Origin of the sequence: Streptomyces sp. NPDC015171 (assembly GCF_043079545.1) — a bacterium.
Lineage (GTDB): Bacteria > Actinomycetota > Actinomycetes > Streptomycetales > Streptomycetaceae > Streptomyces.
The window spans coordinates 24760-34726 of the sequence record NZ_JBIBUO010000034.1 but is presented as its reverse complement, the minus strand read 5'-3'; the positions used below and the strand labels follow the sequence as shown (position 1 = coordinate 34726).

At 72.8% G+C, this 9967-nt stretch carries 10 protein-coding genes and 1 pseudogene; 10 read left to right on the top strand and 1 reads right to left on the bottom strand.

From position 1 onward, the window contains the following. Positions 1-112: 112 nt before the first annotated feature. A pseudogene (locus ACF073_RS40595) lies at positions 113-346 on the top strand (transposase); the annotation flags it as partial. On the opposite strand, the gene ACF073_RS40590 reads toward ACF073_RS40595, so the two are convergent. Beyond that, a complete protein-coding gene (locus ACF073_RS40590; RefSeq protein ID WP_392076576.1) occupies positions 336-497 on the bottom strand; it encodes a hypothetical protein in 162 nt (53 codons plus the stop codon). The pseudogene ACF073_RS40595 and the gene ACF073_RS40590 overlap by 11 nt on opposite strands. A gap of 303 nt (positions 498-800) precedes the next feature. Between ACF073_RS40590 and ACF073_RS40585 the strand changes: the two genes are divergently transcribed. The 9 genes from ACF073_RS40585 (at position 801) to ACF073_RS40545 (ending at position 9949) form a co-directional block, all read left to right on the top strand. Beyond that, on the top strand, positions 801-1070 hold the full coding sequence (locus ACF073_RS40585; RefSeq protein ID WP_392076574.1) for an acyl carrier protein: 270 nt from the start codon (positions 801-803) through the stop codon (positions 1068-1070). Positions 1071-1104: 34 nt separating this feature from the next. Then, the gene (locus tag ACF073_RS40580; protein WP_392076573.1) at positions 1105-2418 is read left to right on the top strand and encodes a beta-ketoacyl-[acyl-carrier-protein] synthase family protein; all 1314 of its coding nucleotides are present in this window, start codon (positions 1105-1107) and stop codon (positions 2416-2418) included. Further along, on the top strand, positions 2415-3611 hold the full coding sequence (locus ACF073_RS40575) for a beta-ketoacyl synthase N-terminal-like domain-containing protein (protein ID WP_392076572.1): 1197 nt from the start codon (positions 2415-2417) through the stop codon (positions 3609-3611). Before ACF073_RS40580 ends, ACF073_RS40575 begins: the two co-directional genes overlap by 4 nt. Then, a complete protein-coding gene (locus tag ACF073_RS40570) occupies positions 3608-4699 on the top strand; it encodes a beta-ketoacyl synthase N-terminal-like domain-containing protein (RefSeq protein WP_392076571.1) in 1092 nt (363 codons plus the stop codon). Before ACF073_RS40575 ends, ACF073_RS40570 begins: the two co-directional genes overlap by 4 nt. Positions 4700-4980: 281 nt before the next feature. Beyond that, entirely contained in the window at positions 4981-5835 is an 855-nt protein-coding gene (locus ACF073_RS40565) for an alpha/beta fold hydrolase (RefSeq protein WP_392076570.1), read from the top strand. Beyond that, entirely contained in the window at positions 5832-6812 is a 981-nt protein-coding gene (locus ACF073_RS40560) for a hypothetical protein (RefSeq protein WP_392076569.1), read from the top strand. Before ACF073_RS40565 ends, ACF073_RS40560 begins: the two co-directional genes overlap by 4 nt. Then, positions 6809-8044 carry a beta-ketoacyl-[acyl-carrier-protein] synthase family protein gene (locus ACF073_RS40555; protein ID WP_392076568.1) on the top strand — a complete coding sequence of 412 codons (1236 nt, stop codon included), beginning with the start codon at positions 6809-6811 and terminating at the stop codon, positions 8042-8044. The genes ACF073_RS40560 and ACF073_RS40555 overlap by 4 nt, the downstream gene beginning before the upstream one ends. Beyond that, positions 8041-9150, top strand: a complete 1110-nt coding sequence (locus ACF073_RS40550; protein ID WP_392076567.1) for a beta-ketoacyl synthase N-terminal-like domain-containing protein — start codon at positions 8041-8043, stop codon at positions 9148-9150. Before ACF073_RS40555 ends, ACF073_RS40550 begins: the two co-directional genes overlap by 4 nt. Beyond that, a complete protein-coding gene (locus tag ACF073_RS40545; RefSeq protein WP_392076566.1) occupies positions 9134-9949 on the top strand; it encodes an SDR family oxidoreductase in 816 nt (271 codons plus the stop codon). Before ACF073_RS40550 ends, ACF073_RS40545 begins: the two co-directional genes overlap by 17 nt. Positions 9950-9967 lie beyond the last annotated feature (18 nt).

Below are 9967 nucleotides of genomic sequence, written 5' to 3'. Positions count from 1 at the left end.
ACGAACCGACAAGCTCGCAATCGCCTACCAGGCCGCACTCCACCTCGCGGGCATCCTCATCTGGACCCGACGCTGACCAAAGAGACAGAACCTAGGCGTACGACATTCCCCCCTGCGAAAATGGTTACGCGGCAAGCGCATCGGGGTGCGCATCGCCCGCAAGGGCGTCGAGTCCAGCGAACGATTGGGCCGCCGTCGGTGGGTGATCGAGCGGACCATCTCTTGGCTGTCCGGCTACCGCCGACTAAGCCCTCGCTATGAACGCAATCCCCGCAACTACCTGGCCTTACTCGGCCTCGCCGCAGCCGTCTGCTGCTACAAGCGGTACGTCCGCCTCACCACATAGGACACCGTCGTAGAACGGTGAGCTTGGCGAGTCCGTCGAGGACGATGAAGCAGAGCAGGTCGCCGCGGGATTTCTTGTCGACCTCCGGCGGTGAGTGACCCCACTGGGATGCGGCCGCCTCGGAGTCGGACTCGCCGAGGTTGGTGATCATCGGGCGGCGATGAAGCAGGCCTTGATGATCTCGGCGAGTCCGGAGAGTGGCCAGACAGGTGCCAGTGAAGATGCCCGGCGTCATCCCGGCCAGTGGGACGATGACCACGCCTCCTGTCCTGGTGCAGCACCGGGCCCTGCGCGACCTGGATGGTCGGGCTGATTGAGGGAACTGCGCGCCGCTCAGCTGGGCTGGCTGATGGGGCGGACCTTGTATAGGCCGCGTATAGCGACCGATTCCACCCTCGACTCATCACACGGGCGGAGTCACCGGACTCCGATACCGATCCGCATGGGAGTCGAGATGACCAACGTGAACCTGACGAACGGCCTTGACACTGCCCGCAAGCAGGAGATCAAGGTAGTCGTCTGCGACATTCTGGAGATCGACGAGGACGAGGTAACCGAAACCAGCCTCTTCAAGGAGGAGCACGACGCGGACTCGCTGCGCGCGATCGAGATCCTCGCAGCCCTAGAGCGGACCCAGAAGGTGACGATCGACCAGAGCGAGCTGAGCCGCATGGTCAACCTGGAGAGCGTGTACGCGGTGGTGGCCGAGGCCGCTCGAAGCTGATCCGTCGTCCCGACCGCCAGATGGGTGAGCTTCGATGAATGCTTCGATCAGCACGGACGAGCGAGGTCACGACGGGCCCAGGCGCCCGCACCCCGAGGCCGCCGGCCGCCGGGTGGTCATCACCGGGCTCGGTGTGGTCACCAGCATCGGCATCGGTGTCGAGGCCTTCACCGCCGGGCTCCGTGAGGGACGCAGCGGCGTCAAGCCGATCACCGCGTTCGACACGACCGGATTCGCCCATGCCAACGGTTGCGAGGTCACCGACTTCACACCGGAACGATGGATCACGCGGCAGGACCCCGAGGAGCTGGGCCGGGCGAGCCAGTTCTCGGTCGCCGCAGCACGGATGGCGGTCGACGATGCCGGCCTGACCGTGGCGGACGTGCGCTCCCGCCGCTCCCTGGTGTCGGTGGGCACCACGGACGGCGAGTCCCGCGATCTCGACCAGCTCGTCGCCGCGAGCCTGGACGGTGGACCCGGCGAGTACGAACCGGCCGTCGCCCGGCGCGTCCCGGCCGGGCGCCTGTCGGCCGGCATCGTGCGCGAGCTGGAGCTGGAGGACGTCGAGGCCGTGACGATCCCAACCGCGTGTGCTGCGGGCAACTACGCGGTCGGCTACGGCTACGACGCCCTGCGCAGCGGTGATGTCGACATCGCCCTGTGCGGTGGCGCCGACGCCGCGTGCCGCAAGACGTTCACGGGCTTCTACCGGCTCGGCACCATCGCCCCCGAGGTGTGCCGGCCCTTCGACACGGACCGCGAGGGCATCCTCACCGGCGAGGGAGCGGGCATCCTCCTGATGGAGAGCCTCGACTCCGCGCTCGCCCGCGGGGCCCGCATCTACGCCGAGGTGCTCGGCTACGGGCTCGCCTGCGACGCCCTGCACCCGGTCGCTCCGGACCGGGACAGCATCGCGCGGACGATCCGGATCGCCCACCGCAACGCCGGGGTGAGGCCGGAGCAGGTCGACTTCGTCTCCGCGCACGGCACCGGCACCAAGGCCAACGACATCACGGAGGCGGGCGCGATCCGTCAGGTGTTCGGTGAGGGGTCCATGCCCCGCACGGTCTCCATCAAATCGATGATCGGCCACAGCATGGGGGCGGCCAGCGCGGTCGCCGCGGCGGCCTGCGCGCTGGCGATCACCGAGGGGTTCGTCCCGCCGACCATCAACCACCGTGAGACCGACCCGGAGTGCGGTGTCGACTGCGTGCCCAACCGGGCCGTCGAGGCGGAGCTGAACGTCGTGCAGAATAACGCGCTCGCGTTCGGCGGCAACAACGCCGTGCTGATCCTCGGGGCGTACCGCGACGGGCAGCGTACGGAGCCTGTGGGGAGCGCGGTGTGAGCTGGATCGTGACCGGGATGGGCGCCGTCGCCAGCATCGGTGTCGACGTCGAGGAGATCTTCGACTCGCTGATCGCCGGCCGCAGCGGGCTCGGACCGCTGCGCGGCTACGACCGGGAAAAGTTCCGCGCACAGGTGGCGTACGAGATCGATGACCGTCCGGCGCCGGGCGTGGACGTGCCGCTGCGGGCCACCCGCTGGCTCGAACGAGCAGTGGCACAGGCCGCGGCGGACGCCGGACTCGGAGACGATTTGTCGGAGGTGCCGGTGCTGGTGGGCACCACCCTGCGCGAGCTGCGCTCGGTGGAGCTCTCGTGGCGGGACGGGACCTCGTTCGACGCGGCCGACCTGCACTTCGGGACCATGTTGCGGCACCGGTTCGGCGCCGCCGACACCCACACCGTCGCCAACGCCTGCTCGGCGTCGCTGTACACGCTGGCGCTGGGCGCCGACCTGCTCGACCTGGACGCGGCGGACACCGTCGTCGTGGCCGGGGTCGACACCATCACCGAGAGCACGTACGGGTTGCTCGACCGCTGCTACCCCGAAGCCCCCGACCGCGTCCGTCCGTTCGACCGGGATCGGCGCGGGATGCTCCAGGGCGAGGGCGCGGTGGCGGTGGTGCTGCGCCGGGAGGCGGACGGGCCGGGGCCGGGCTCCCGGGCGCACGCCCGGGTGCGGGGGGTCGCCGTCAACTGCGACGCCTACCACCCGTCGGCACCGGACGTGAAGAGCATCACCGCCGCCGTCCAGGAAGCACACCGCAGAGCCGGGGTGCTGCCCGCGGACATCGACCTGGTCATGCTGCACGGCACCGGCACCCCGCTGAACGACGAGGCCGAGTCGAGCGCGCTCGGCACGGTGTTCGCCGGCCTGACGCCCTCCCCCTACATGACGGCGATCAAGTCGATGACCGGGCACACCGCGGGCGCCTCCGGGCTGCACAGCCTGGTCGCGGCGGTCGACGTGATGCGCACCGGCACCATTCCGCCGACGGTCCATCTCGACACCCCGGTGGACGCGGTGGCCGGCTTCCGACTGGTGCGGGGCGGCGCCGTGCGCCCGGAGGAGCCGCTGCGGCTGGCGCAGATCGACTCGTTCGGGTTCGGCGGGCTCAACGCGGTCGCGGTCGTGGAGCGTGTCGACGACGAAGCCCCGCGGCATCCGATGCGTCCCGGGGGAGGAGTCCAGTGAGTACCGAACGCACGGTGCACGCCGTGATCATCGGGCTCGGTACCGCTGTACGCGGGCTGACCGGGCCGCAGGACCTGCTCGGGCCGCTGCCCGTCGGCCACCGGGACGCGGCCGACCCCGTTTCCCGGCTCAAGGGGCGCGGGCTGCGCTACAAGGACCGCGCTACCAAGCTCGGCATGGCCGCGGCCGCGGATGCCCTGCGCGCGGCCGGGCTCACCGACGACGACGGGGACCTCACCGTCCCCGGCGAGAGCGTGGGCGTCGTGGCCAGCACGAACTACGGCAACGCCGACACGGTCTGCGAGACCGTGCAGACCATCGCCGTGTCCACCTATCTGGCGACCAGCCCCATGATGCTGCCCGCCACCTCCAGCAACGTCGTGGCCTCCTGGGTGGCCATCACGCACGGGCTGCGCGGCGCCAACCTGACGCTGTGCAACGGGCCGACGTCCGGCCTGGACGCCGTCAATTGGGCACGGCTGCTGATCGCGGCCGGCCGGGTCGAACGGGTGCTGGTCCTGGGCGTCGAGCCGGACAACGCTGCCGTCCGGCACGTCACGGGCACGCCCGGGGCGTCGGCCGGGGAGAACCCGGCTGCGGTTCCCGACCTGTTCGACGGGGCGGTCGCGCTGGTCGTGGAGTCGGCCGCGTCGGCCGGCGCCCGGGGCGCACGGCACCTGGCCGCCGTGGGCCCCTACGCCCGCCGGGGCGGCCACGCCGATGCGGTGGCCGCGGTGCGATCCCGGTATGGCGGGCCGATCGGGCTGTGGTGCGTGCCGGAACACCCGGAGGGGGGGACGGCTCCGGCGGCGGGACTGGGCACCGGGGCGAGCGACGCGCCCGTCCACGACCTGTCCGCCCTGTACGGACCCGCCTCGGGCGCGCTCGGCGTCCTGCAGTGCGCGGCGGCTGCCGTCTGGCTGGACGGCCGGGCCGGTGACCGCCCCGATGACGCCGAGGCGGTGCTGGCCAGCGCGGGCACCGGCGACGCGGGCTGGGACGACGCGAGCGCGGCCCTCCTGCTGACCGGCCGCGCGATGGCGCCGGCGAAGCCCGCGACAGCGCGGCCCGTGGGCGGCACACGATGACCAGCGACGGGGGCCCGTGGCCGTCATCTGGCGTGTCCTCGGACGCGACGCCCCGCGTGCCGGGTCAGCCGGCCCGCGAGGCGCGGACGGGTCGGTGCGGGCACCGCGGCCCGGACGAACCGGACGCCGGCGGCACAGCGCCCGAGTCGCGGGAGCGACCGTCGTCCGGAGCACCGATGGGCCAGGCTCGGCCTCGCCGTCCCGCCGGCCCGGCCGGCGGGCCATCCAGCGGTGGCCTGGCGGCCGGGCTCCTGGGTGTCCACGGGCGGCGGACGGCCACCGTGCGGCTGCGGCGGGGGGCCCGGGACGGCTCCGTGCCGGTGCGGGTGCTGTTGTTGCACGGGCTGGCCGGGTCGACCTCCGTGTGGCGGTCGTACGAGGAACTGGCCCTGGACGGCCTCGAGATCTGGGACGGCCTCCTGCCGTGGGGAGCGGAAGGGGACCCCGGCTGGAGCGTGCACGACGACCCGGCGGAGCACGTGGAGCGGGCGCTCGACGCGGTGCCCGGCGGGGCCGACGCGGTCATCGTGCACTCCTTCACCGCGGGACCGGCCCTGGAGGTGCTGGCCCGCCGGGCAGCCGGCCGCGGGCCGCGGGCCGCCGTGGTCGTGGCGCCCTTCCACCGGCGCAGTCCCGGGGACTTCACCTGGGACGACGCCCTGTACTACCTGAGCGGCTTCCACCGCATCCTGGAAGAGGGGCTGCGGATCGGCGCGGGCGACCGCATCACGCCCGCGCTGCGCGCCGCCATGGCGATGCGGGTGCGGGACCGGATCGGCCCCTACGGCTGGCAGCAGTTCTTCGGGGCGTACCTGCGCAGCCCCGACCTCGATGTCGCCGCACTGCGCCTGCCGGTGCTCGTGGTGGCCGGCACGGAGGACTTCGCCGCCCCGCCCGACGACGCCCGCAAACTGGCCGGGGCGCTGACCGACGGCCGGCTCGAACTCTTCGAGGACTGCGGCCACTTCGCCATGGCGGAGCAGCCGCGGCGGTTCGCGGACGCGGTGCACACCTTGCTGAGTGAGGCCTTCCCCGACCGCCTGGCGGAGGGTAGGGCCGTCACCGTACCGCCCTCTGCCCCACCCGCAGTTCACCCATTTCCGCAACTCCACCTCTACGCACCGGAGTCGACGTGACCACGACCACCCGCACCGCTGACATCGAGGCCTCGGTCCTCGCCCTGAAGGAGCCCAGCTCCCTGGAGATCCGCCCCCGCTACGAGGGCTCCAACATCTGCACCTGGATCGGGTTCAAGCATGTCAACTACATGGTTGAGGAAGCCGTACTGAACCACCTCAGGCAGGCGGGTGTCGCGCCGGGCGAGATCTACGAGGTGTACGGCCTGTGCACGGACATCGTGGACATCGACACCCGCATCATGCACGCCTTCCACATCGACGACACGGCCGTCGCCGAGGTCGGCCCGCATCGCAGGGCCAAGGACGACGAGCTGCTGTTCGCCGTCACCCTGCACGTGCGGCGCGACACCCTGCTCAAGGCCGTGACCTCGACCGTCCGCGTCCAGCTGCGCCTGGACGCGCGTGGCGGCGGCGAACAGCCGCTGCCGGCCGCGCTCGCGCCGTTCGCGGTCGACCGGCTCGCCGCGACGCCCGGCTGGACGCCGGAGCCCGTCGAGGCCGATCTGACCGCCGACGACCTGGTCAAGAAGCTGACGGCCGGGCGGAACGCGTACGCGTGGAAGTTCCGCATCCCCTACTGGTACTGCCACTTCACCGAGCGTCAGCAGATGTCCGGCTATCTCCGGCTGATGGAGGAGGCCAAGGACCGGCTGGTCGCTGATCGCGGGGTGTCCATCAAGACGCTGCTGGACGAGCAGAACTGGATCCCGGTGGTGCCGCACTCGCGGATCACCGTCCTCGACGAGGCCCGTATGGAGGAGGACATGTACGTCGTCCTCACCGTCGAGAGCGTCTTCAAGGACTTCACGTACGACTCGCGCATGGACACCTATGTGGTACGGGACGGGAAGCTGGTGCAGACGGCGACCGGCCGGATCACGCACGGTTACGCAGTGATCGAGAACCGTCGTGACTGGTCCCTGGTGGCCTTCGATGACCGTATGAACGCCGCCCTGGAGGGCCGGACGGTATGAACCGCGAGGTCGTGGTCACCGGGGTCGGCGCCGTCACCTGTCACGGTGCGGGCGCCGACACTCTGTGGCGGGCCATGACGGCGGCCGGCACCCGTCTGCCCGACCGGTCGGCGGACCCGCTCGCCCGGATGGACCTGCCCCTGATCAGCCTGGTGCCCGACCCCGACCTGGCGGCCGACCGGGCGACGCGGTTCGCGTCGCTCGCCACCGCCGAGGCGCTGGCCGACGCAGGACTGGACGCGGCGGCGCTCGCCGCGGCCCGTACGGCGGTCGTGCTGGGCAGTTGCATGGGCGAACCGGGCGCCAACGAACGCGGCCGGGGGGACGACAGGGCCTGGACGCCGCCGTTCCGCCTGGCTGGCGCGCTGGCCGCCGAACTCGGCCTGTTCGGCGCGGTCCACGACATCGGGAACGCCTGCGCGGCCGGGGCGTACGCGCTCGGCATCGCGGCGGATCTGGTGCGCGCGGGCAGAGCGGACGTGGTGATCGCGGGCGGCTCCGACGCGTACTCACGGGTGGCGCTCGGCTGCTTCAACCGGCTCGGTGCCGTCGACCCGGAGCGCTGCCGGCCCTTCGAGACCGACCGCAAAGGCACGGTGTTCGCCGAGGGCGCGGGGATTGTCGTCGTGGAGTCGGCGGCCCATGCCCGGGCGCGAGGTGTGCAGACGACCGGTGACGGCCGTGGCGTGCCGCGGCTCTCCGCCGTCGCGTGGAGCTGCGACGCCGACCATCCGACGGCGCCGCGGGCCGACGGCGAGCAGATCGTGCGGGCGATGCGCGAGGCCGTGGGCGGCGCGGCCGACGACATCGGCTGCGTGGTGCCGCACGGCACCGGCACCAAGCTCAACGACGTCCTGGAGAGCCGGGCCCTGCACCGCGTCCTCGGGGCGCGTGCCGCGCGCGTGCCGCTGTACAGCCTCAAGGCACTCCTCGGCCACGCGGGTGGGGCGTCTGCCGCGCTGGCCGCCGTGGCCGCGGTGCTGATCCTGCGCCACGGCACGGTCCCGCCGAACGTGCCGCTCAAGGAGCAGGACCCGGAGTGCGCGGTGCTGCTGCCGCAGGGCGAGCCGGTGCCTTTGCCCGCCGGGGCGCGGCGTGTGCTGGTCAACGCCTACGGGTTCGGTGGGAACAACGCGTCGCTGGTGCTGGCGGGGGGCGCGGACGCGGTGGGGCTCGGAGCGGGCAAGGGGCGGCCCGCAGCAGCTGGAAGGAAGGGGGAAGTGCCGGTATGACGGTTGTGTCCGCGGACGAACTTGTCGTCACCGGTGCCGGTGTGGTCACGCCGTGGGGTGACTCGCCGGAGGTGGCCGCGGCGGCGGGCGGGGTGCCGATGGCGGATGCCGGCGACTGGTTCGACCATCGCAAGCGCCTCGGGCCGCGAGGCTACAAGTACCTTCCGCCGGCCGCCCAGTACGCCCTCGCCGCGGCGCGGGGCGCGCTCGCCGACGGGGGCCGGCCCGACGCGGTCCCGGCCGCCCGGCGCGGGCTTCTGCTCGCCACGAACGCAGGGCTCGCCGGACTCTTCGACGCCATGGACGCCACTGTCGCCGAGTCGGGCGCGGCGGGTGTCTCCCCCACCTCGGCCCCGTACTTCGCGGTCAACGTCCTCGGCAACCGGCTGGCCGCCGAGCTTGCCCTCAACGGCTTCGCGCTGACCGTCGCCACGGCCCGTACGGCGGCGCTGGACGCGCTGTCCACCGCGGCTGTGGTGCTGGCGTCCGGCCGCGCCGACGCGCTGGTGCTGGCGGCCACCGAGGAACCCGTCCCGGACCGCCGGGGCGGTCGCGGTGAGCAGGGCGCCGCGGTACTTACGCTGGAGACCCCGGCCGGGGCGCGGGCCCGCGGCTCGGCGGTACGCGCGACAGTGCGGGCCCGCTCCCTGTTCGTACCGCCTGCCGCGCTGGCCGACGAGGCGGCTCGGGCCCGCGCCGACCGCGCCCTCACCACGGCGCTGGCGGAGCTGACCGGGTCGGGAGACCGCCCCGTCATGCTCCACCTCGACCTGGATGGCTCCCCGGTCGCCGAGGCAGTCGCGTCCGCGGTGGCCGCCCGCCGCCCGGTCCCGCCCGCAGGCGCTCCCCTGACCGGCACCCCGGAACACCCCGGCCTCGGCCCGGTGGCGGATCCGGCACCGCGGACCGGGTGTCTGGGCCCTGCCCTGGCCGTGGCCCACGCCGTCACCACGCGGGACGGGGTCGGCCGGCTGGTCGTCTGCGCGACCGGCGCCGGGCATGTGGCGCTGGTGCGTGTTTCCCCTGTGACCGTGCCGTCCTTACCTCCCACGTCCGCCGTACCGCCCCACCGCACACAGGAGTCAGAGCATGCTGAAGTCGCTTGAGGAGAGCTGGTGCCTGGTCCTCGGGGTTTCCAGCGGGATCGGGCGAGCCATCGCCCTGGGGCTTGCCGAGGAGGGCGTCCATGTCGCCGGCGTGCACTTCGACACGGCGTCGCGCGCCGAGGAGGTCGAGGAACTCATCGGGGAGATCCGGGGCAAGGGCGTCGAGGCGCACTTCTTCAACGCCAACGCCGCCTCCCGGAGCACCCGGCAGGAGGTCGTCCCCCGGCTGGCGGAGCTGACCGGCAGTACCGGCGGGGTCCGCATCCTGGTCCACTCGCTCGCCTTCGGCACCCTCGTGCCGTTTCTGCCGCGCGCCGGCTGGGACAAGCAGATCACCGCCCGCCAGCTGGAGATGACCCTCGACGTCATGGCGCACAGCCTCGTGTACTGGACCCAGGACCTGCTCGCGGCCGGCCTGCTGCGTGACGGCTCGAAGGTCTACGCGATGACGAGCGCCGGCACCTCCCAGGCGCTGCCCAGCTACGGCGCGGTCTCGGCGGCCAAGTCCGCCCTGGAGGCCCATGTCCGGCAGCTGGCATGCGAACTGGCCCCCCAGGGCGTAGCCGTGAACGCGCTGCGCGCCGGCACCACCGTCACGCCGGCCCTGCGGCGCATCCCGGAACACGTCGGCTACGTCGAGCGCGCCGCCGAGAACAACCCCCACGGCCGGCTGACCCGGCCCGAGGACGTCGCGGACGCCGTCGCGCTGCTGTCGCGCACCGATTCCTCCTGGCTGACCGGCAACACCATCGGCGTCGACGGCGCGGAACTGCACGCCGCCGCGGGCGCCTGGGGCTGACCGGCCACGACCTTCACC

Bases quoted from the DNA above. Each gene is read 5' to 3' on its own strand.
- ACF073_RS40585 (WP_392076574.1), top strand. From the start codon at position 801: ATGACCAACGTGAACCTGACGAACGGCCTTGACACTGCCCGCAAGCAG.
- ACF073_RS40580 (WP_392076573.1), top strand. From the start codon at position 1,105: ATGAATGCTTCGATCAGCACGGACGAGCGAGGTCACGACGGGCCCAGG.
- ACF073_RS40545 (WP_392076566.1), top strand. From the start codon at position 9,134: ATGCTGAAGTCGCTTGAGGAGAGCTGGTGCCTGGTCCTCGGGGTTTCC.
- ACF073_RS40555 (WP_392076568.1), top strand. From the start codon at position 6,809: ATGAACCGCGAGGTCGTGGTCACCGGGGTCGGCGCCGTCACCTGTCAC.
- ACF073_RS40590 (WP_392076576.1), bottom strand. From the start codon at position 497: ATGATCACCAACCTCGGCGAGTCCGACTCCGAGGCGGCCGCATCCCAG.
- ACF073_RS40550 (WP_392076567.1), top strand. From the start codon at position 8,041: ATGACGGTTGTGTCCGCGGACGAACTTGTCGTCACCGGTGCCGGTGTG.